17 protein-coding genes are annotated in these 20,465 nt (G+C 58.5%); 4 read left to right on the top strand and 13 right to left on the bottom strand.

Annotation, left to right across the window (positions count from 1 at the left end; genetic code table 11):
• Window positions 1–107 precede the first annotated feature (107 nt).
• Together ACP7AL_RS16875 and ACP7AL_RS16870 are read left to right on the top strand one after the other, a co-directional pair.
• On the top strand, window positions 108–320 hold the full coding sequence (locus tag ACP7AL_RS16875; RefSeq protein ID WP_425993122.1) for a hypothetical protein: 213 nt from the start codon (window positions 108–110) through the stop codon (window positions 318–320).
• Between the two features lie 15 nt (window positions 321–335).
• The gene (locus tag ACP7AL_RS16870; protein ID WP_425993120.1) at window positions 336–1,556 is read left to right on the top strand and encodes an ABC transporter substrate-binding protein; all 1,221 of its coding nucleotides are present in this window, start codon (window positions 336–338) and stop codon (window positions 1,554–1,556) included.
• A 410-nt stretch (window positions 1,557–1,966) separates the two neighbouring features.
• Here ACP7AL_RS16870 and ACP7AL_RS16865 read toward each other — a convergent pair whose 3' ends face one another.
• Entirely contained in the window at window positions 1,967–2,686 is a 720-nt protein-coding gene (locus tag ACP7AL_RS16865) for a Crp/Fnr family transcriptional regulator (RefSeq protein WP_425993118.1), read from the bottom strand.
• A 327-nt stretch (window positions 2,687–3,013) separates the two neighbouring features.
• Between ACP7AL_RS16865 and ACP7AL_RS16860 the strand changes: the two genes are divergently transcribed.
• The gene (locus ACP7AL_RS16860) at window positions 3,014–6,169 is read left to right on the top strand and encodes an ATP-binding protein (RefSeq protein ID WP_425993116.1); all 3,156 of its coding nucleotides are present in this window, start codon (window positions 3,014–3,016) and stop codon (window positions 6,167–6,169) included.
• Window positions 6,170–6,205: 36 nt separating this feature from the next.
• Here the strand turns inward: ACP7AL_RS16860 and ACP7AL_RS16855 are convergent, their stop codons facing one another.
• Genes ACP7AL_RS16855 through ACP7AL_RS16845 form a run of 3 tightly spaced genes read right to left on the bottom strand, consistent with a single transcriptional unit; the run spans window position 6,206 to window position 11,192 of the window.
• Window positions 6,206–7,663, bottom strand: a complete 1,458-nt coding sequence (locus ACP7AL_RS16855; RefSeq protein WP_425993114.1) for a Dyp-type peroxidase — start codon at window positions 7,661–7,663, stop codon at window positions 6,206–6,208.
• A 14-nt stretch (window positions 7,664–7,677) separates the two neighbouring features.
• A complete protein-coding gene (locus ACP7AL_RS16850; RefSeq protein ID WP_425993112.1) occupies window positions 7,678–9,708 on the bottom strand; it encodes a hypothetical protein in 2,031 nt (676 codons plus the stop codon).
• The gene (locus ACP7AL_RS16845) at window positions 9,705–11,192 is read right to left on the bottom strand and encodes a cytochrome P450 (RefSeq protein WP_425993110.1); all 1,488 of its coding nucleotides are present in this window, start codon (window positions 11,190–11,192) and stop codon (window positions 9,705–9,707) included. Before ACP7AL_RS16845 ends, ACP7AL_RS16850 begins: the two co-directional genes overlap by 4 nt.
• Before the next feature lie 423 nt (window positions 11,193–11,615).
• Here ACP7AL_RS16845 and ACP7AL_RS16840 point away from each other — a divergent pair, with 423 nt between their 5' ends.
• Window positions 11,616–11,888, top strand: coding sequence for a hypothetical protein (locus tag ACP7AL_RS16840; RefSeq protein ID WP_006019378.1), 273 nt, complete (start codon window positions 11,616–11,618; stop codon window positions 11,886–11,888).
• Between the two features lie 105 nt (window positions 11,889–11,993).
• Here the strand turns inward: ACP7AL_RS16840 and ACP7AL_RS16835 are convergent, their stop codons facing one another.
• The 9 genes from ACP7AL_RS16835 to ACP7AL_RS16795 all read right to left on the bottom strand — a co-directional run bounded on the left by ACP7AL_RS16835 (window position 11,994) and on the right by ACP7AL_RS16795 (window position 20,315).
• Window positions 11,994–12,638 (bottom strand): glutathione S-transferase family protein, encoded by a 645-nt coding sequence (locus ACP7AL_RS16835; protein WP_425993107.1) that lies wholly within the window; start codon window positions 12,636–12,638, stop codon window positions 11,994–11,996.
• Between the two features lies 1 nt (window position 12,639).
• Entirely contained in the window at window positions 12,640–13,383 is a 744-nt protein-coding gene (locus ACP7AL_RS16830) for an SDR family NAD(P)-dependent oxidoreductase (RefSeq protein WP_425993105.1), read from the bottom strand.
• 35 nt (window positions 13,384–13,418) lie between these two features.
• Window positions 13,419–14,618: a CaiB/BaiF CoA transferase family protein gene (locus tag ACP7AL_RS16825; RefSeq protein WP_425993103.1), complete on the bottom strand. Its 1,200-nt coding sequence runs from the start codon at window positions 14,616–14,618 to the stop codon at window positions 13,419–13,421.
• A 49-nt stretch (window positions 14,619–14,667) separates the two neighbouring features.
• Window positions 14,668–15,369, bottom strand: coding sequence for an ABC transporter ATP-binding protein (locus ACP7AL_RS16820; RefSeq protein WP_425993101.1), 702 nt, complete (start codon window positions 15,367–15,369; stop codon window positions 14,668–14,670).
• Window positions 15,362–16,108, bottom strand: a complete 747-nt coding sequence (locus ACP7AL_RS16815; protein ID WP_425993099.1) for an ABC transporter ATP-binding protein — start codon at window positions 16,106–16,108, stop codon at window positions 15,362–15,364. Before ACP7AL_RS16815 ends, ACP7AL_RS16820 begins: the two co-directional genes overlap by 8 nt.
• Window positions 16,105–17,109, bottom strand: a complete 1,005-nt coding sequence (locus ACP7AL_RS16810) for a branched-chain amino acid ABC transporter permease (protein ID WP_425993097.1) — start codon at window positions 17,107–17,109, stop codon at window positions 16,105–16,107. Before ACP7AL_RS16810 ends, ACP7AL_RS16815 begins: the two co-directional genes overlap by 4 nt.
• The gene (locus tag ACP7AL_RS16805; RefSeq protein ID WP_425993095.1) at window positions 17,106–17,984 is read right to left on the bottom strand and encodes a branched-chain amino acid ABC transporter permease; all 879 of its coding nucleotides are present in this window, start codon (window positions 17,982–17,984) and stop codon (window positions 17,106–17,108) included. Before ACP7AL_RS16805 ends, ACP7AL_RS16810 begins: the two co-directional genes overlap by 4 nt.
• Before the next feature lie 55 nt (window positions 17,985–18,039).
• A complete protein-coding gene (locus ACP7AL_RS16800; protein ID WP_425993093.1) occupies window positions 18,040–19,248 on the bottom strand; it encodes an ABC transporter substrate-binding protein in 1,209 nt (402 codons plus the stop codon).
• Window positions 19,249–19,445: 197 nt separating this feature from the next.
• A complete protein-coding gene (locus tag ACP7AL_RS16795; protein ID WP_425993091.1) occupies window positions 19,446–20,315 on the bottom strand; it encodes a helix-turn-helix domain-containing protein in 870 nt (289 codons plus the stop codon).
• Window positions 20,316–20,465 lie beyond the last annotated feature (150 nt).

The raw sequence follows: 20,465 nt of genomic DNA, 5'->3' as shown, positions 1-20,465 counted from the left end.
GATGCAGCCGTCCCGCCTTGGCATTTTAGGACGCGGCATTTGGCACGGTTCGACGTTGTCATACCAGGTAGAGCGCACAAGATTGGCGCGGCCGCCTGGGAGACTCCATGTGCAACCTCGATAGCATTTATGCCCTGATCGTTTTGGAAAGCGCTGCTCTCGAACGGCAACCCCTGCGACTCATGCAGAACGGTTCTCGAAGCGACATTCCAGAGGGCCTGGCCGCGAATTCAATGACGGCGTGTATCAGGGCGCTCTCCCAAATCGGGCTCTTCAAGGCGCTTTGTGACCAGACCCAAGATCTGGCAACCCAAACATGATCACACGGAGGGAATATGAGGCACATTCGATCATCGATTATTGCTGGCGTCGTCGGCTTGAGCATGAGCGTTATCACACCGGCGCACGCCCAGAAAAAATATGATCCCGGCGCGTCGGACACGACCATCAAACTCGGAAACATCATGCCCTACAGCGGACCGGCTTCCGCCTATAGCGTCATCGGAAAGACGCAAGCCGCTTACTTCAAGAAGATCAACGACGACGGCGGCATCAACGGCCGGAAGATCGAATTCATCAGCTACGACGATGGCTACAGCCCACCGAAGGCCGTCGAACAGGCGCGCAAACTAATCGAGAGCGACGAAGTGCTGCTGATTTTCAGCCCGATGGGGACGCCGTCGAACTCAGCGATTCAGAAGTACATGAACGCAAAGAAGGTGCCACAACTTTTCCCGGCGTCTTATTCGTCCAAATGGAGCGACCCAAAGACCTACCCATGGACGATGCTGCTCGGCACCAGCTATCAGACTGAAGGAAGCATCTATGCCGCCTACCTCCTTCGCGAAAAGCCGGACGCGAAGATTGCCATTCTTTATCAAAATGACGATTTCGGAAAAGAGTTGTTGAACGGACTGAAAGCCGGCCTCGGCGCGAAGGCATCGATGATCGTCGAGGAAGCTCCCTATGAAGTAGCCGACCCGACCATCGACTCGCAAATCGTCAAGCTGAGACATTCCGGCGCCGACGTGATGTTTACCTTCGGCACGCCGAAATTTGTCGCGCAGAGCATCAAGAAGATCGCCGAATTGGGCTGGAAGCCCATGCACTTTGTCCCCAACGTCGCCTCATCCGTTGGAACGGTCATCGTGCCCGCGGGCGTTGAGAATGCGCAAGGCGTGCTGTCAGGAACCTTCATCAAGGATGCGTCGGATCCGCAGTGGGACAACGATAAGGGTATGAAGGCCTACACCTCGTTCCTCGCGAAATATATGCCCGACGCCAACAAGGCCGACAGCCTCATGATCCACGGTTATATGGGCGCCCAGTTGATGGTTCAGGTGCTCAAGCAGAGCGGCGATAACCTGACCCGCGAAAACATCATGAAACAGGCTGCAAGCATCAAGAACTTCGAGTCCGATGTCCTGATTCCCGGCATTCTGGCAAACACCGGCGAGAAGGACTTTTCCCCCCTCGAAGACATGCAGATGATGCGGTTCAAAGGGAGCCGTTGGGAGCCTTTCGGTGTCGTCATCAAGGGCCGCAGCGACGGCTAGCCGCAGGTCCCTTGCTCTGTGAGGTGCTTCACATACCGCACCCGCGAATGGGCCTAATGAATGCCTCCTTCAAAGGAGGCATTCATGCAAACCCCGATAGGAGAATTTACCCATTCCGGGTTGAGCAGTCGGCGAAACTGGATTGTGTGTTGGAGATTGTCTGTTTCGATCCTGGCCGTGGAATTCGCTCTTGTCATGGCCCTGATCGGATTCGCCGTAAGCTCTCGGTCAGTCTCGCCTGTGAAATCATCTTTTCAGGTTGAACAGGTACAGCAAAACCCTGCGCACAGCCGCAAGGCGTGTCCGCTGCGCAACCTTCAGAAAACGCAAAGTCTCTGACGGCCGGCAGGCTGATCGATTCGGCACCGTCCGGCCGAGACTTATCCCTGATCGGCATATCCCCAGCGTGATCAGTCTTGCGATCGCTCCGCCATACTCCTCAACGAGTCTACATCGATAACGGTGATCGATCCGCGTTGAAGACGGACCAGTTTCCGATCAGCCCACTCATGCAGTTGCTTGTTGACGCTCTCCCGCGACAGGCCAAGCATCTCGCCAATTTCCTGCTGTGTGATGGTGATCTTTTTATCCACAGCAGCGCCCGGCCGATCGATCAGACGAATAAGGGCCTTGGCCAGCTTGCCTGACAGATCAGGGAATATGACCTGCTCCACGTGATCGCTGATCCAGCGCAATCGAACACACAGCAGTTCTATCAGTTTTGTTGCCAGCACCGGTTGACTGGCCAATAGAGAGAAGAAATCCCTTCTATCAATGACAAACAACTCGCAGTCCGAATTCGCAATGGCATCGGCAGTTCTGGCAAGACCATCGAGAACCGCAATCTCGCCGAACATCTCTCCCGCATCGACCATATTGAAGATAGCGCCCCGGCCATCGGCGGACGAGACACCGATCTTCACCGTGCCGCTGATAATAAAGAACAGGCTTTGGCCCGGATCACCTTTGGCGAAAATCGTTACACCTCGTTTGAAGGTTCTCTTTTTGGCGTAGTGGCACAACTGATCCAGCGCCTCAGTCCCGAGGTCGCGAAACAGTGGGTGGTTACGCAAGACATTCGTCTTGTCCCCGGCAGATCGGGCTATGGTCGGCTTGTCGTCCTGAAGCATCGCTGTACGGCCCAATCGCGAAATAGCTAAACTTGCTCTTGTTCGGCGATGATCAGGATACGCCGGGAACAAAACAATACAAACTCCTTGAAGTTTCAATGAAATGCAGCCTGGGAGGGGCGCAGCCGTTGGTATATCGCCACATCCCCTTGGCTCGCGGCTATTTTTTCGGCGTGTATCCCGACGGCATGGGCTCGTTCATCTTGCTATTGCCCAAGGAACCCTTAAACCTATTTGGGGCTAAGGAATTGCGGGGCTGCCATAACCATAGGGTAGCGTAGCTTGGTCGGCGGCATAGATTATCGCTGTAGCTACTGCGGTTTCGTTATGGAACCGACAGCGAGATTTTGCGGTGGCTGCGGTCGCCCGAAGGCCCGCTCCAGCGAGACGGCGTCGAACGCGCTCTCCTTTCTGCAGTCGAACATCCCCCCCGACCTTGCCGACCGCATCCTGCGTTCCGGCGGTGCGATGCTGGGCGAGCGAAAGCACGTCACAGTCGTTTTTGCGGATGTCCGCGATTCGACCGCGCTCATTGATCAGCTCGATCCGGAAGAAGCGCTCCAAGTTCTCGGCCCTGTCCTGAAAAGTCTGATGGATGCAGTCCATCATCACGACGGTTTCGTGAACCAGACCCTGGGCGACGGGATTATGGCGCTGTTCGGAGCTCCTATCGCGCGGGAGGATCATGCGGTCCAGGCGTGCAGCGCGGCACTGGCCATGCGGACCGCCGTTGGTGAACTCAACCAGCGGACCGGACGGGACATCGCCATTCGCATTGGCATCAATTCCGGAGAGGTCGTCATTCATTCGATCGGCAACAATCTGGCGATGAACTACGATGCCGTCGGCAAGAGCGTTCACTTGGCCGCGCGCATGGAGGAACTCGCCGCACCGGGCAAGATCCTGCTGACAGCGGCAACGCACGATCTCGCGAAAGGGTTTGTGACGGTCGAGCCGCGAGGATTTGCGGAGGTGAAAGGCGTCTCGGAAGCAGTTGAAGTTTTCGAGCTGACCGCAATACGGATAAGAACGCGATGGCAGGTTCGCTCCGCGCGAGGCCTCAGCGTTCTCGTTGACCGTCAGAATGAAATGCGCATCCTGAGAAGTGCGATCGAGAGTGCTGCAGCGGGAAATGGACAATCGCTGAGCATCGTCGGCGCCGCCGGGTTGGGGAAATCCCGGCTGATACACGATTTCATCCGGAATCTTTCGGACGAATGGACCGTGCTTGAGACCGCCTGTCCCTCGCAGCGAACAAGTTCGAGCTACTATCCCATTGGCATACTCATCAGAGCCATGTTCGGGATTGGCATCGATGACACTCCCGAGACTGTCATTACGCGCGTCAAGGAGGGGATCGACCGGCTGGGGAGCAACTTGTCGGTCTTCTTGCCGCCGATTCTCTCGCTGCTGGATCTCAACACCGACGACCAGGAGTGGAAAAAACTGGAACCATCCGAGCGGCGGCTCAAAACCATGGAAGCCGTCAGATCGCTGGTTTTTCATCGCGCACAATCGAATCCCTCGGTGATCCTGGTCGAGGACGTTCACTGGGCCGACGCAGAGACCAAGCTCATTCTGCAAAATCTGGCTAGCGCGCTGGAAGGGACGCGGACGGTTCTCATCCGAACGCAACGCCCCGAGGGCGGCCCGGTAGATAGCGGCACAATCGGCATCGATTTGTCGCCGCTTGACGATGTGACGTCGCACCAGTTGATGGACTGGCTCATGGGCGACGACAGCAGCCTCATTCCGTTAAAGCGGAAAATACTGGCGCAGTCCCAAGGCAATCCCCTGTTCATGGAAGAACTGGTCCAGACGCTCAAGGAAACGGGGTATCTTGAGGGACAGCCGGGGAACTATCTGGCCGCGAAACGAACCGGCCGAGTTGAAATTCCACAAACCATTCATTCAGTGCTCGCGGCGCGCATCGATCTGCTGGACGGGTTTCCAAAGTCCCTGTTGCAGACGTCAGCCGTGATCGGCACCGAGATTTCCGTGGCCCTGCTCTCGGAAATGCTGGACGTGACTCCCGCGGAGATTTCCGGCGAACTGCGAACGCTGGAAGCTGCCGATTTTCTCCGGAAAATCAGAAGCACCACATCCGCCGACTATTCCTTCAAGCATGAGCTTACGCGTGAAGTTGTCTACGGCACGATGCTGCTGGGCCTTCGACGCTCCCTTCATGCCAAAGCCGTCGACATCATCGAGTCGCGCTTTCCCGATCGTCTTGACGAGTATATTGATCGGCTCGCCGACCACGCATTCAAGGCCGAGCTATGGGAAAAGGCCGTCCCCTATCAATTGCGCAGTTGCCGCCGCGCTGTAAAGCGCGGCGCCAATCAGGACGCGATCAACATCTTCGAGCGCGGCCTGGAAACCCTGTCGCATCTGCCGGCCTCCCCCGCCAAGATCAAAACCGAGATCGATTTCCGCCTGACGCTGGTGATTGCACTCGAACCGCTCGGCAAGCATCGCCGGATTGCAGAGGTATTGCGCGAAGCGAGCCGTCTGGCCGACGCCTCGGGAGATCCCGTGCGCACCGCCGCGGTCAATTGTCAGCTCGCTGTGGCACTATGGAGGCTTGGTGAGCATGCCCCCGCGATGGCAGCGGCCGAAACCGCAAGCCGCATCGCTGACAAGATCGGCGATCCATCTCTCCAGTTCGCAGCACTCCTCATCGTGGGTATTGTCCATCATGAGCTCGGCAATTTCGCGACATCGATCGAGATGCACGAAAAGTGCATAGAGATCGAAACGCCGGAGCTTGACCAGAAACGGGCCGGTTGGGCCGCCTATCCCAGCGTTCTTTTGCGCACCTTCATGGCGGACTCCCTGATTGAACTCGGCGATCTCGACCGCGCGGAAACTGTAGCGGAAGACGCCAGCAGGCGCGCTGAAATCCTGGATCACGCTTACTCGCGCGCAAATATCAATCATGTGCTCGGTCGCCTGCGGACAACCCAGGGGCGGCATGCAGAAGCACTCCCGCTTTTGCGCGAAAGCTGGCAGACCTGCCTGGATCTCGAAATGGTCCAGATGTATCCCGTCTTCGCAGCCCGCATGGGTGAAGCCCATCTCGCGACGGGCGACGTCGAGACAGCCCTCAATATCCTATCGGTGCCCGAGCGGCTCGACGTACCCTTGGCGGAGCATTCGTTCGGTTGGCGATATCTTTTCATTGCGCAAGGCCGGGCCCTGCTCGCGGCCGGCCGTCTCGCCGAAGCGCATGCAGCCGGCGAGCGCGCTCTGTCGCTCGCCGAACAGCGCGGCGAGCCGCCGCAGCAGGCCTATGCGACGCATTTGCTCGGTGAAATCGCACGTGCCAGCAATCCGGATGATCCAGTCGCCGCCGAAGTCTATTTCAGCCTCGCGTTGGGATTTGCAGAGAAATGCGGCATGCGCGCCTTAGCAGCTGCTTGTCGTCACGCGATGGAAAGCTCCGAAAATCGAAACAAGGAACCGAGCATCGCGAACCGGTAATTTCTCTTAGTCTTGACCGGTCGGGACTGGTTGGATCTACCTTGCCAGCGCGCGAACCGCTTCAATCCCGGGCAGAAAGAAGTAAGCACCACCCCGAACCCGGACAAACGGGCGCGGACGATCTACGTGGTGGTTCGTTGGCCGGTTCTGAATGGCGACCACATCTCCGGCGCAACTGAAATGTCCAAGCGGATCTGTCCCGGCATAAAGACCGCCGAAGTGAGTGTTGTTCAGCCATGAATGCTGGATCATTTCGAATTGCCCGGCGATATCCGCATTAAGGGCAATGAATGCCATTCCGCGCGCCGCTTGTTTGCCGGTCGCGCTTTCCTTCTCAACGCCGACTCTTTCTCCATACGGCCTGCCGCGCCTGATAATGCGATGCATTTTTGAAAGACGCAGCGCCGTATCGGCATCTGGCCCGACGTTGTCACGCGGATTCGCGCGGCGAATGTGAGCGCCGATCGGGCAAGCCATGCCAAATCGATCCTCGAAGTAATAGAGAAAATCGTTGCGCGGAGCCGCATCAGGCGGACGGTCTATCGGAACCAGAGGATGGCCTTGGCGCGTCCGCCCGACAAGCTTTGACGCAATCTTCTCTTGCGCGGGCTCATCGGCTCGCCCATAAATACGCTCAGCCGTCTTCGCGACAAATTCATTGAAGGCGGGTACATCCTGCTCAAGTTGCCGGAACACGAGATAAGTGCCGTTGCGCCGGATATCTTGCGGTCCCGTGTTCGCGTCAGCCCTCTCGGGATAGACGTCCGAGATACTGGTACGCCGCTCGTTCCTGTAACCAAGCACGAACTCACCGGGCTTGACGAGAAGAATCCGCTTTTCGTCTGATGTCAGCTCCTTGTTGTTGTCGACGTCACTGGTGCGCTTCCCATTTGCCTTGGGCGATCCTTCAATCAAAGGCTGGGAAATACCGTCTGTAAATCCAAAGTGCTCTTTGCGATCGTCATAGACCCGGCCCTCGATGATGAGCGGCTCGCCATTCTGACGCAACGCTGGTACAGCAGCTCCCGCCATTGCGCTGATCTCGGCATCGATAAGCGAGAGCAGCTTCGTTTGGTCGGCAGCGTAGAGCAACAGCACCCCATCGATATCGCGGCTCTCTTTCCAGCCACCCCACTCCCAGAACTCGGGTGAACTATCACCGACATCCCCGAGAATGTTCGACCGGCGCGGAAAGTGCGCTTCCGGCGTCGGCTTCGGAGCCATCCCTTCGAGGAACTCGAGTGAGAAACTGCTCAGCACTCCACCACTGACGCGGAGATGCTCCAGCCCATGCGCCGTAAGCGCAAGGTTGATCGCTTGCTGATCGCCGCGGCCCGTCGCGCGCGTCAGCCGGCCTGACAACAGCCTTAACCACTTTCTTGCCGCCTCGACCTCGCCGGGCACGAAGTGCCAGAAGACGTAAGCGGAAAATGGCAATTTCGGATACCCGCTCAGCACGAGCCTCTGAACGTCATCCCATTCAACCTTTTCCATGGCACTCTTCCACATCAGAGGCTTCGAAATATCGCGTCGATGTCGCCGTCGCTCAGCGGCTCGAATAGCGACTGTCTCAGCTCGGTGCTGGCGTTGATATTAATGACACTGAGCGTGGGATATGCGCTGTACCAAGCGATCGTTTCGACCTGGCTTTGCCGGACATAGGCCTTGAAAGGCTGCTCGGCTTGCGCGCCCTTCCAGAAAAGAAATTTCGATGCAGGAAACCCGTAGGATTTTCCATCCGCCGAGACGAACGTGTTCGACCAGATGGCATTCAGGCCCTTCACCGCTGCCAGATCGATGAACTCGTTCAGATAGCTTTCCCAGGCGCCGCCATAATTATCGAGAAACAAGAGCCGCTTCCCGCCGTCGATCATCACCCACCGGGCCGACAGAATCGTCGGTATGCCGCCAAGCTCCCCGCGGTTAAACCAGAAGCGGGACAGCAGGTTAATGACAAACAGAGCAAGGCGCAGCAGCCAGCATCGAATGAAGCCCGGCTTCACGGTCGTGATGCTGGCCAGATGATTCTGATACCTGTTGATGCCGCCTTCCTCGCGAGCATACTTCCTAGCGTTCTCCCGGGCTCGCGCGATGAGTTCGGCGGGTTCGGAAAAATTACGTTTGTCGCTGACTTCAAGTGCTCGTATGAGCCCGAATATGAGAAGCCCAATGGCATAAAAAGCCAAAATGCCGATGAGTCCGTAAGCCACAGTGACGAGGATGGCAAAGACGATTGACCGCGCGATTGTCGCGATCTGCTCGCTAACGGCGAACGGGATGTGGCGCGCGACGAGCAAAACACCTATGGCCGTTACGACGACCATCGCGAATGTGAGAAGATCGAGCAGCAGCCGGCGAACGTTTTCACGAACAGCGCTATAGGGCCGAATTTGCACAGCAAGCTTCAGGGAGGTTGCCGAGTAGTTCAGGACAGCCAGGATCAAGCCGACAACGATCAGACGCCAGACAATTGACCAGAAGCCGTACTGAACCGCGTTACCCGCCGACCGGGCCGCGGTCATTCCTGAAATGATGGCCAGCACGACCGAGCCGACAAGAAACACGATCAATGCGTATCTGACGATAACCGCGATCTGGAGCGGGAAACGATTGATGAAAAGCTGATCGTGAGGGTTCTTCGTCCAACTGGTGAGAAAGAGTTCAAAGACACGCACGATCAGCCATACGCCGGTCAACGCAATCAGGATGTGGAGGATCGCAGGCTCGATCGTGATGTGACTGGCAATCCAGGGAAACCGGGAAACCATAAAGTTGCTGATGCTGGCGCCGATGTGGCTCACTTGCTCGAAGGCCCGGACGATATGTCCGTACAGCACAAACGGCCCCCACCCAAATAGCGCGCCTACGGCTATGCCGGTGGCGCAGACCGCAACGAACGCCGCGATGATAGCAGCGGCCACAATCCCCGAACGCTGCCGTATTTCCCAGGGCACCGGCGCGGCTTGCTCGGCCCAGCGATTATCGTCCCGGCCGCGGATCACATGACGTCGCACCTCGTCGAGAAATCCGGCCGGTCGCGCGGGAATAGCGTTGCCCGGCTGGCATCGCTTTGACAGGAACGTGAGAATGTCGCGGCGCAGAAGGTTTTCACCCAGGATTTGCCCAACGGTCCGCCCCGGATTTCCGCTGAAAAAAGTGTTCGCGCCGACATCATGATTTGCGAGGTACTCTTCGATCAGTTGAGGCGCGGCGGGCCCGGAAAACGGATAGTCCGTGCAATGCCGATAAACCTCATGCATGCCCTCTGGTGCAATTTCCAGCAACTCATCCAGAAAATCTTCTCTAGATCCGTCAAAAGTCGCCTCGAATACGAGGCTTGGAGCAAATTCACCTTCTTCATCAAGAATGACAAAGCTGCAAAAATGAAGGCCTGCGATCTTGTCGAACCGGAACAGAGGCTGGCATTCGATGAGATCGCCGGCGAGACGAGGCTCAGCGTTGTCGCGCAGATACTTCCGGCACGCGTCCACACGGCCGGGATCGAGCGGTGTGATGATGGTCGTGTAGTTCGGGTTCACCGTTCCTGAGCCCCGATGGTTTGCCTATTGAATGTGAGTACAAATGAACATGGCGCCGGTCCCTCATAGTGGATCTGGCCATCGGCTCCGGCTGCTCGCGCAAGACCGGGAAGACGCAGCAATGCGCGCACCATTTCCATGAGAGCGACCTCGGCAACGTACCGCCCGAAACAATGACGCTCCCCGTGGCCAAAATGAATGTAATTCTCAAGCGGCCGATTTGGATCGAAGCGCAATGGTTTTGGAAACGCATCCGGATCAAACATGGCGGCCAATGGCGCAGCCAGAATGCGGGCACCCGCCGGCACGATACGCACGCGCCCCGTTCCGTTGGCGATGATTGTTTCGCGCGGACAGTCGCGAACCAGCAAGGGGAGCATCGGGCGAAACCGAAGGGCTTCATAAATGTAGCGCGTCAATGCAGTGCGCGATCTTGCCACACGCTCGGCGACAGAGCGCCGTTCGACTTCCGAGGCGCGGCTGGTGAGACGTCGTTCATGAGCTTCGGCGTCATCGAGCGCTGCGGTCAGCCGCTGGGCTTCCCGCAAGGAATCCGGCCGTGCCACGAGCTGGTCGACCGTCTGCGACGTTCCTCGGACGACCGTCGCCAGGCCGGTCGCAACCAGGCCTGTCAGGTATCGCCGTATCCAATCCTCGTCGAACCACTTTGGTGTGCCTCCCGCATGCAGCAGCAAAGTCAGCCGCGTCAGCAAATTGTCGGGAAGCTCGCTTTGGCGCGACGCGCCGATTACCGACTTGACGGCTTCAATCTGCTCCAGCAGCTGCTGCGTCAGGACGACCATATCGTCACGCGAGTCGATCCAGGGCTGTGAGCCGACCGGAGGGTTCACCATGATAATGCCGGCCAGGTGCCGGGTGGCGCGCGCCATGCGGTGCCTGTCGTTCTTCAGCGGAGCAACGCCGAAGTAGTCAGTGGCGATACGAATGACGGCAGGCTCTGCGAATTCGGCAACCATGTCGATGCGGCCGTTGGTGGCAGCGGCTATCTGTTCGCGGCATTCATCGGCGACAGACTTCCTGATCGTCTCCGGATCGGCCTTCGGCTTGACCATACTCTGGAGAAGCGCTCGCTCGCGTGCGTGCTGCTCTCTCCAGTCGACCGTCATCAGGAATGCCCCCCACGGCATTCCCGGCTCGATAACTTCGCCCAGCGTGAAATCATCGAAACGTCCGAGAACCTCGCGGACATCGCTCATCTTGGTGAGGACAACGAGCTTGCCGAAGATCGAAACGGGACGGACACGGCGCAGCACCGTGAAAACAAGCTTGAGAAGCCAGAGATGGCAAAATATGTAGGAGCTGAACCGGTAGCTTGCCATCTTCCTGGCGAGCGATATCCTTTGCAAAAGCCGGGTCAGCGCGCCGCCGTCAGCCGCCCGCCACTGGCGGCGTGAGGATGCGGCGGCCGCGGAAGGGCCGCGATTCGGACCTTCGAGCGTTGAATCAGGAACGTTCGTGCTCATGACGACATCCCGCAATTATCGCAGGCAACGCACGCGTTAAAAATCTGGATCGGCAATTGATTGATATGCGATTCAGATCGCAAGGTATCATCTCCACCAACGGACAGCCAATACTAAGAGGTCGATGCGTGCGAAGCAGGCGGAAGGGTTTTTCGGAGAGCAAGGATGTCAACGAATGATCAGAAACGTCAGTAACCGCAATGGCTTGCGAGGTTTTGAGAGCGGTGATGTTCTGGACCGTCGGATTGCCGCTCGCCCTTAAAGAATAAGCGCTCAAGGCGGCTGTCGAATGTGAGCCTGCTCACACTCTGCGCGAAAGTATCAACCGCAGCGAGACGACATATTCTCTCAGTCTGTGGGCGAGATCACAGACATATTTCTCTCTTTGCTGAAAGGTTCATGGCAGCCAGACAGGAGGCTCCCATGACAAAGCTCAGCTTCAGCAACCGCCGGTTCACTTTCGTCATTGGCGCATTTTGCGCCTACATACTGTTGGTGGGCAGTCTGATCATTCTGAATGCAGGCAACCCGCACGCGAAGGGAGAAGCAACCTTCGATACCGCGACGATGGATTTCCCGACGTCGAACGTTGTGCCGGGAGAGAAGAGCGCCTCGACCGTAAAGTCTGCTTTCCCAATTCAGGAACTTCACAGCAAGGCAAAGAGCCTTCCAGTTGAAATCTTCGATTCGAACTGACGCTATCGCGCCACGATCCGTCGTGTCGCGAATGGGGGTGTCCGGCGTTCGGCAGGGGACCGGACACCTGCGTGCAGGCTATCGCACTCGGAGCGGTGTCAATTCCTAGATCTGGGCAAAGTTCACTTCTGAACTGCTTTTATACGCACCACGCGATGTAGCTCGTTCCAAGTATGGCACTGCGCTGTCGCAAATCCCCACACCATAGTCGATCGCCCATGTCAGACACGTTGTCAGCAGAATGTCCGCGGTCGTAAACTGGTCTCCCATCAGATAGTGGCGGCCATCCGACAGCGCGGCGTCGACATGGCGTAGCTGTTCGCGGAAGTACTCGCCAGCCTTCGCCACGACATGCGGCGCATCGCCATAAATATGTGCCAGCCCCTGATTGGTGCCGTGCCGCCTCATCACATAGAGACTGGTCGAATCCAGTTCGGTCACGATGAAGAAGCACCATTCCAGCCACTTTGCGTAAAGCTTCGGGCAGTCCGGAACGAGAGCAGCACCGGCACGGTGTTTGTTGGCGAGATACGCGACAATGGCCGCGCTTTCGCCGATGGTCAGGTCACCATCCTGCAAGAGTGGAATCTTCTGGCGGGGATTTAGCGCGGTGTACTCCATCGTCTTGGTCTCGCCTGACCGCGGGAGAATCGGCCGCGACGTATACGGAAGACCGAGTTCATGAAGCGCCCAGTGCGCGCGAATCGTGCGCGTTGTACCGACCCCCCAGAGAATGAGTTCGTCTGCCATCTTACCAGGTCTCCACTGATGGGCGCAGATCGAGTTCATGAGTCCAGCCGTCTTTGGATTGCTGATGAGCAAACCAGTATGCCTCGGCGATGGACGCTGTTTTGGTCAGACTGTCCGGAGGAATCTCGCTGGCGCTGATTCCGGTTGCGGCCTTCATGCGCTGATGAATGGCTTCGCTGTCAACGCCCGCATCGATCAGAAGATGGACGACATGAATGTTCTTCGGTCCAAGCTCACGAGCCATCGCCTGGGCGACGGCGCGCAAACCGAACTTCGCCGCCGAAAATGCCGCAAAACCCTTTCCACCTCGAACGCTGGCGGTCGCGCCGGTGAAAAGCATCGTCCCGCGGCCGCGTGTCGACATGTGTTTCGCCGCCTCGCGGCCCACGAGAAAGCCTGCGTAACATGCAAGCTCCCAGGCCTTGAAGAACAGCTTCTCGGTCGTCTCCAGCAGCGGCTTGTTGACGTTCGAGCCGGCGTTGAAGAGGCAGACCTCGACCGGGCCGACGTCCTTCTCGACGTCCGCGAACAATTTCTGGACGTCCTCTTCATTCCGTGCATCGACGCTGTAGGCGCGGACGTCGTGTCCATCGGCTTTAATCGAATCGACGAGCCCCTGCGACTTGGCAGCCTCGCGCCGCGCAACGCAGACCGTATAACCGCCCCTTGCAAATCTCTGAGCAACCGCAGCCCCGATAGCATCGCCTGCGCCAACAAGAAGTGCGACCTTCGTTTTATTCGTCACTGTCCGTTCTCCAGAAGCTGAAATTGTTTGTCGCGTTAGCCCACGGCCCTGACGGCCTTGCCGGCGATCATTGTGTCGATGGCGCTGTCGCTGTAGCCGAGTTCGCGCAGCACGGCGCGGGAGTGCTCGCCGACACGCGGCGCCGGACCGCCGATCTCAGCCTTGTTGACCTCGAAGATCGCTGCGGGCTTCGGCTGCCGCACCCGGCCCACCGTCGGCTGGTCGAACTCCTCGATCAGACCGCGCGCCACCACCTGATCGTTGCCGATGATCTCATTGCGCCGCAGGATCGGCGCACACGGCACATCGGCGGCATCCAGACGCTCCAGCCATTCGGCCGTGGTGCGCTGGCTGATGTACTCCTGCATCTTGTTGATGCGCGCCGTGGCATTGATGAAGCGTGCGCTCGGCGTCGCGAACCGCTCGTCCTTCGCAAGCTCCGGATCGCCCGAGGCCTTGCAGAAGCCCTGCCATTCGGAATCGGAGATGGTGCCGGCGGTGATGTAACCGTCGAGCGTCTGGAACACGAGGTCCGGCCGGTCGTTGGGGTCAGCCGCGGCCGCCTCGGAGCCGACCACGGTGTACTGCATCATGCCTTCCGGCCACAGATACGAGATCATGGTGTCGAGCATCGCGACCTGGATGTGATCGCCCTTGCCGGTCTTCTCGCGTGCATACAGCGCCGACGACACCGCCTGCGCGGTGAACACCGACGTGGTCTTGTCGCAGACGATGGTGCGGATCATCTGCGGCCGGTTGGTCACCGGCTGCGACTGGATGTCGGCAAAGCCGGACAAGGCCTGGACGATCGGATCGTAGACCCGCTTCTTGACATAAGGCCCGCTGTCGCCGACCCCGCTGATGGAAACGTAGATCAGGCGCGGGTACTTCTCGCGCAGTTCCTTCTGCCCGAGGCCGAGGCGTTCCATCGTGCCGGGGCGGAAGTTCTGCACCAGCACGTCCGCCTGCGAGGCCAGCCTGGCCAGCACCTCGCGTCCCGCGTCGCTCTTCATATCGATCGACAGCGAACGCTTGCCGCGGTTGCACGACACGAACAGCGCGGAGAATTCGCCCGCCGCATCGATCAGGGTGCGGCTGCGCCGCGTGCCGTCGCCGCCGATCGGCTCGATCTTCAGCACGTCCGCGCCCTGATCCGCCAGGAACATCGTCGCGTAAGGACCCGACACCACCGCCGTCAAATCCAGAACGCGAACTCCACTCAAAGGACCAGGCATCTCTCTACTCTTTCTGTTTCATGTCATCCGGGCTGCCGCATTGCCGACGTCACACGCTTAGATACGTTCGCCTGACATCGTCATTTGCGATCAGCGATTGCGTGTCGCCGGAGAATTGAACCCGGCCCTGACTGAGCACGTAAACATGGTCAGCCAGTTGGGTGGCGAGGTGATAGTTCTGTTCGACCAGCAGAATTGGCGTGCCGGATGCTTTGACATCTTTGAGCACGGCCGCGAGTTTCTCGATAATCACCGGCGCCAGACCTTCGCTCGGCTCATCGAGGATCATCAGATCCGGCCCGGCCACCAGCGCCCGTCCGATCGCCAGCATCTGTTGCTCGCCGCCCGAGAGTTGCCCTCCAAGACTCCTGCGCCGATCGGCGAGGCGTGGAAATATCTCGAACACGTATTCCACCGGCCTACGCTTTGGCCGGTGTTTCGACGCACTGTAGGCAATAGCAAGATGCTCTTCGACGGTTACCGTCGGGAAGATGCCGCGATCCTCCGGCACGAAAGCAATGCCGGATCTCACAATCTTATGGGTCGGCAGCCTTGTGATGTCGATGCCATTAAACTCCACGAGACCGCGCCGCGCGGGCGTCAGCCCAAGTATCGAGCGCAGGGTTGTCGTCTTGCCCGCGCCGTTCCGGCCGAGCACTGCCACGCACTGCGCGGTCGTCACCGAGAGATCGACACCTTGCAGGATGTGGCTTTCGCCGTAATAGGTGTGAAGATGCTGGACTTTAAGCATGGTGATGGCCCAGATATGCTTCGATCACCTGAGGATTGGACTGAATCTCATCCTTCGTTCCTGTTGCAAGCACCTTGCCGTAACTCAGCACCGTAATGACATCACAGATCGCAAACACGACATCCATGTCGTGCTCGACAAGCACAATGGTCAACTCGGATGACAGGCCGTTGATCAGCTTGATCAGACTGGCGCGCTCATCCGGCGACGTTCCGGCTGCCGGCTCGTCCATCAGCAGAATCTTCGGCTCCGCACAAAGCGCGATCGCCACTTCGAGCTGACGCTTCTGTCCGTAGGATAGTTCGTTCACATTCCGATGCAGCACGGTGTCCAGATGCATCTGCTCGGCGGCGAGGTGAGCCTTGCGAAGGACGTCCGAGAACGACCCGCATGACCGGAATATCGAGTGCCGGGACGCATCGAACGCCTGGCAGGCAACGCGCAGGTTCTCAAGAACGGTGACGCTTTCAAGCAGCATGTTTTTCTGGAATGAGCGCGACAGACCGCCCCGCGTGACCAGGTCGGGCCGCCCCTGCTGCACCGGGACGCCATGAATGAGAATTTCGCCGCTGGTCGGCGGCTGCCATCCCGTAATGATGTTGAACAGCGTGGTCTTGCCGGCGCCATTCGGCCCAATCACTGCATGACGCTGGCCCGACGGCACCTTCAGATCGAGGTCGCTGATGACCTGAAGCCCGCCGAAGGCCTTGCGCAAATTTCTGATTTCGAGCGCGCTCATCGCCGTTTTCCGATCAGCGTGGTGATGGCGCCGAGAACGCCGCCGCGGAAAAACGCAACCACGAGCATGAAGAAGATGCCGAAGAACAGATTATACTCTTCGGTGATCATGCTCAGCGCCTGTTTGACGACGACGAAGACTGCCGCGCCCACGAAAGGCCCGAGAATGACATTGGCACCGCCGATGATGACCATCAGCACGCCCTCGCCGCTCATTTGCCAGCTCATCGCATCCGGATTGACGAAATAGGTGTATTGCGCCTGCAAAATACCCGCGACCGCGCAAATCACCGCGGCCAGCGCGAACGATCCGATCTTGTAGTTCGCAACCGCGTATCCCATCGACATCATGCGGCGCTCGTTTTCACGAATGCCGACCAGGACGCTGCCGAAAGGCGACGTCACGATCCGCCACAGCATCAGCAGCGCCAGAACCGCAACGGCGAGAACGTAGTAGTAGAAGACGGTCGGGTTATCGGCGCTCACGCCAAACCATGACAGATCGGGACGCGGAATTCCCGTCATGCCGTCAGAGCCGTTGGTCCACCGCAATTTGATCATCGCGCCATAGAACATCTGGGAGAATGCCAGCGTGATCAGAAGAAACTCGACGCCGCGCGTCCGTGTGCAGATTGCGCCAATGGCAGCGGCAATTACGGCTACCACCACCAGCGTGACCGGTGCAGAAACCCACAGCGGCCACCCCAGCAGCGCCGTTCCAATGGCGATGCCGTATCCACCAAACCCGAGAAACATCGCCTGTCCGAGCGATACGAGGCCCGTGTACCCGGTCAGAAGATTGATGCCGGACGCAAATACACCCGCAATCATGACTTCGACCGCCAGCGTCATGACATAACCGGAGGAAAACGACGGAAGCGCGCATAGTCCGGCGGCAAAAGCGGCGAACAACACAGCGAAAGCACGGCGGGACTTTGGAAGCGGCATACGCTTCAAACCGCCGACGTCCTTCTCCCTTGTGAGGACGACATCTGCGCTCATGCGACCCTCCCAACCGCGCCGAAAAGGCCCTGCGGACGGAAGATCATCACGGCGATCAGAAGCGCGTAAATCGCAAAAAGCTCAGCCTCCGGAAGATAGGCCTGGGCGAACGTATCGGTCATACCCACGATAAGTGACGCATAGAACGACCCCCTGAGATTACCGAGACCGCCCACCACCACGACCACGAACGTCGTCACGACGATTCCGATACCCATGTTGGAGTAGATGCTCATAACCGGTGCGGCGACGACACCCGCAAAGCCGGCAAGAGCGGAACCGAATCCGAACACCAGCGCAAACAGAACATTGATGTTGATGCCGAGCGCGGTGACCATCTCACGGTTGTCGACACCGGCCCGCAGCGTGGCACCGATCAGCGTACGGTCGATTACCAGGACAAGCGCAACAGCGATGGCAATGCCAACCGCGATGATAAACAGCCGATAGAGCGGATATTCGATGCCCAGCAAGGCAACACGGCCTTTGAGGAAATCGGGCGTGGCAATGCTGTGAAATGCCGATCCGTAGATGTACTCGACGGCACCCGCGGTTGCGAACAGCAGGCCGAACGTTAGCAAGGCGAGATCGAGATGGGTCGAGCGTCCGCGCTGGGCCAGCGGTTGCAGAACGAAGAGTTGCAGCACAAAGCCTGCCACGAACGGCAGCAGCGGACCTATCAGCAGCGCAAGCCAGAACGAGCCTGTCTTGTTCGCGACAACCAATCCGAAATAGGCCCCCATCGTGAAGAAGGCGCCATGGGCCAGATTGAGAATGTTCATCAGCCCGAAAATCAGCGTAAGGCCGACCGCGAGCAGGAACACCAGCATGCTCAGTTGCACGCCATTGAGAAGCTGAATCAGAAAGAGCTGCATGTTTCACACAAATTCGAGGGAGGCGAGCTCCGCTGAAAGCGAAGCTCGCCTCGGATCAGAACGATTTCGTGCAACCCGGCAGATCGCCCGCTCCTGGAAACTGATCCAGCGATTTACGCTGCATCTTGCCGTCGGGTCCCTTGACGATCTCGATCACGTAGACCTTCTCGAGCAATGCGCTGTTCTGCGCATTGAACTTGATCTTTCCACGCGGAGCGTCGAACGTCAGGTCGCGCATCGTGGAGATGAACTTGGCGCGATCTTCCGGCATCTGGCCGCCGAGCTTCTCAAGTGTCAGCATGATCGCCTTGCCGTTGTCATAGCCAAGCTCGGCGCTGACGTCGGGTTCCTGCTTGTACTTCGCGGTATAGGCCTTCACGAACTTCTGGTTCGCTTCGGTGGGGATACCCGGATAATGCGTGGCAACGTGCTGCACATTCAGAGCCAGATCGCCCAAGGCCGGCCAAAGCGCTTCGTCATAAACCCAGTGATCGCCAATCAGGGGGATCTTGGTCCGCAGTCCGAAATCGGCATGCTGCTTGACGACCTGGATTGCTTCCGCGCCCGCATAGAAGGCGTAAATAATCTGCGCGCCGGAGTTCGAAGCCTGCGTCAGCGCGGCACTGTAATCCTTGGTCTTCTGGAACGGGGTCCAGATTTCCTCGATAACCTTGCCGCCGTTGTCCTCAAAGCCGCGCTTGAATCCGCCGATGAATGCACGCCCCGCGGAGTAATCGGGGCCCATCGTGACGGCGGTCTTCACGCCCTTGCTTGCCCAGTACTTTCCGGAAGCATATTCGAATCCGTTGGCGCTGAAAGACGTGCGGGCGATGTATGGGCTGCAAAACTTGCCGGTGATTTCGTCGGCGAATGCGTTGGCGAACACCATCGGCATCTTGTTCTTGTCCGCCAGTTCGGAGACCGCGATACCGACATTGGAGCCGACGACTCCGGCGACGAGATCGACCTTGTCGGATTGCACGAACTTGTTGAATTTCTGGACCCCGACACTCGGCGTCAGTTCGTCGTCGGCGCGGATGATCTCGATGGGCCTCCCGGCGGACTTGTTGCCGTATTCCTCGAGCGCGATCTGGAAGCCCTGGTCAATATTCACCGCAAGAGGCGCATAGACGCCCTTATACGGCAGCATCAGCCCGATCTTGATCGGCGTCTTCTCCTGCGCGTACGCCGTCACGCTGGCCGATGCCGCAAGACCTATCGCCGCTGCCATACCAATGCGCGTGTATCCGTTTAAAATAGCCATCCCGCTCTCCCTATGCCGGGCGTTCCGCCCCGAAACTCCCGCTTGGCCACGGCCGAGCGGCCGCAGTCTGCGTGGATTTTTGTGGGATAGTGTTAGATCGGGAGGCTGATCCTGACTTGCAGGATAGCGCCAGGACTTCCGGAAAAACGCCATTTAGTCCGGAAAGCCGGCCGGCGCGTGTCAGAGAGGGTTGTTGCCTACGACAGACAGCGCTGACGGAACGCGGATGGCGTCACACCGGTCGCTTTCTTGAAACTTGTCGAGAAATGCTGAGCGTGGCTGAAACCCGTCGCGAGGGCGACATCGACGATGCTGTCTTCCGTCGCCAACAGCCGCCGCTTCGCTTCATCGATCCGGCGCGAAAGAACGTAGTTATAGGGCGTCGTGCCGACACTTTCCTGAAACGCCCGCAGGAAATGCCGCTTGCTCAGCCCTGCGATCTCCGAAAGTTCCGCAAGACAGATCGGCTGGGTCAGATTCTCGCGAACGTATTCCTCAAGGCGCCGGAGACTGCGGCCAGGCAAACCGCCCCGCAACTCGCTGGACGCCTGCTGACTTCTTTCGCTGACCCTGGAAATATGGGCCAGTGCCTGAATCGACCATCCCTCCGCCATGAGGTTGAAAACGTTATCCGGCGAGGCTGCCTCACGGCAGAGTTCGGCGAGGCCGCGGGTCAATCCGTCGTGCTCAAAAGCGACTGTGGGATTAGTGATGGCATGTTGAAGGCGCTCACCCACGAAAGACGGGTTCAGGAACACCACCGTGTAGTCGAGGGTCGGCCCGACATTCCACTCGCCTTCGATCTCGATGGCGGCGGGAAAAATCGCGAGCTTCGACTTGCCCGGAAACCAGCGCTCCACCGGCCTCCCGTCAATCGTGGCTCTCAGGCGTTCGGCTCCCTTGCCGAACCAGAACAGCGATAGCTCCGGCTGGCGAAAATGCCAATGCATGCGCCCAACCGTTTCTCTGCGAAGCACTTCGATCCGCATGCTCGGCGTATCGGTAATGACGGACGACACAAGATCGCCTCCGACCAACCGAACGTAGTTCTCGCCGACGTTTCCCATCCCAAACCCCGTTCAAACGCGAGTTCCAAGATAGAATGCACCAAATACAACGAAGAAGCGAGGCGGTTCATTTGCTGCACCGCGACATAATTGCTGTGGGTTCTAGCGCCAGATCAGCCAAATCCAGCGGCTCGCGGATGAAAAAACCCG

It is taken from the genome of Afipia sp. DC4300-2b1, assembly GCF_049895725.1.
Lineage (GTDB): Bacteria > Pseudomonadota > Alphaproteobacteria > Rhizobiales > Xanthobacteraceae > Afipia > Afipia broomeae.
This window is presented reverse-complemented; position numbering and strand designations above follow the sequence as displayed.

What these genes read in the sequence shown, in the direction of transcription:
- ACP7AL_RS16875 (WP_425993122.1), top strand. Translation starts at nt 108, where the DNA reads ATGTGCAACCTCGATAGCATTTATGCCCTGATCGTTTTGGAAAGCGCT.
- ACP7AL_RS16870 (WP_425993120.1), top strand. Translation starts at nt 336, where the DNA reads ATGAGGCACATTCGATCATCGATTATTGCTGGCGTCGTCGGCTTGAGC.
- ACP7AL_RS16865 (WP_425993118.1), bottom strand. Translation starts at nt 2,686, where the DNA reads ATGCTTCAGGACGACAAGCCGACCATAGCCCGATCTGCCGGGGACAAG.
- ACP7AL_RS16860 (WP_425993116.1), top strand. Translation starts at nt 3,014, where the DNA reads ATGGAACCGACAGCGAGATTTTGCGGTGGCTGCGGTCGCCCGAAGGCC.
- ACP7AL_RS16855 (WP_425993114.1), bottom strand. Translation starts at nt 7,663, where the DNA reads ATGGAAAAGGTTGAATGGGATGACGTTCAGAGGCTCGTGCTGAGCGGG.
- ACP7AL_RS16845 (WP_425993110.1), bottom strand. Translation starts at nt 11,192, where the DNA reads ATGAGCACGAACGTTCCTGATTCAACGCTCGAAGGTCCGAATCGCGGC.
- ACP7AL_RS16840 (WP_006019378.1), top strand. Translation starts at nt 11,616, where the DNA reads ATGACAAAGCTCAGCTTCAGCAACCGCCGGTTCACTTTCGTCATTGGC.
- ACP7AL_RS16835 (WP_425993107.1), bottom strand. Translation starts at nt 12,638, where the DNA reads ATGGCAGACGAACTCATTCTCTGGGGGGTCGGTACAACGCGCACGATT.
- ACP7AL_RS16825 (WP_425993103.1), bottom strand. Translation starts at nt 14,618, where the DNA reads ATGCCTGGTCCTTTGAGTGGAGTTCGCGTTCTGGATTTGACGGCGGTG.
- ACP7AL_RS16820 (WP_425993101.1), bottom strand. Translation starts at nt 15,369, where the DNA reads ATGCTTAAAGTCCAGCATCTTCACACCTATTACGGCGAAAGCCACATC.
- ACP7AL_RS16815 (WP_425993099.1), bottom strand. Translation starts at nt 16,108, where the DNA reads ATGAGCGCGCTCGAAATCAGAAATTTGCGCAAGGCCTTCGGCGGGCTT.
- ACP7AL_RS16810 (WP_425993097.1), bottom strand. Translation starts at nt 17,109, where the DNA reads ATGAGCGCAGATGTCGTCCTCACAAGGGAGAAGGACGTCGGCGGTTTG.
- ACP7AL_RS16805 (WP_425993095.1), bottom strand. Translation starts at nt 17,984, where the DNA reads ATGCAGCTCTTTCTGATTCAGCTTCTCAATGGCGTGCAACTGAGCATG.
- ACP7AL_RS16800 (WP_425993093.1), bottom strand. Translation starts at nt 19,248, where the DNA reads ATGGCTATTTTAAACGGATACACGCGCATTGGTATGGCAGCGGCGATA.
- ACP7AL_RS16795 (WP_425993091.1), bottom strand. Translation starts at nt 20,315, where the DNA reads ATGGGAAACGTCGGCGAGAACTACGTTCGGTTGGTCGGAGGCGATCTT.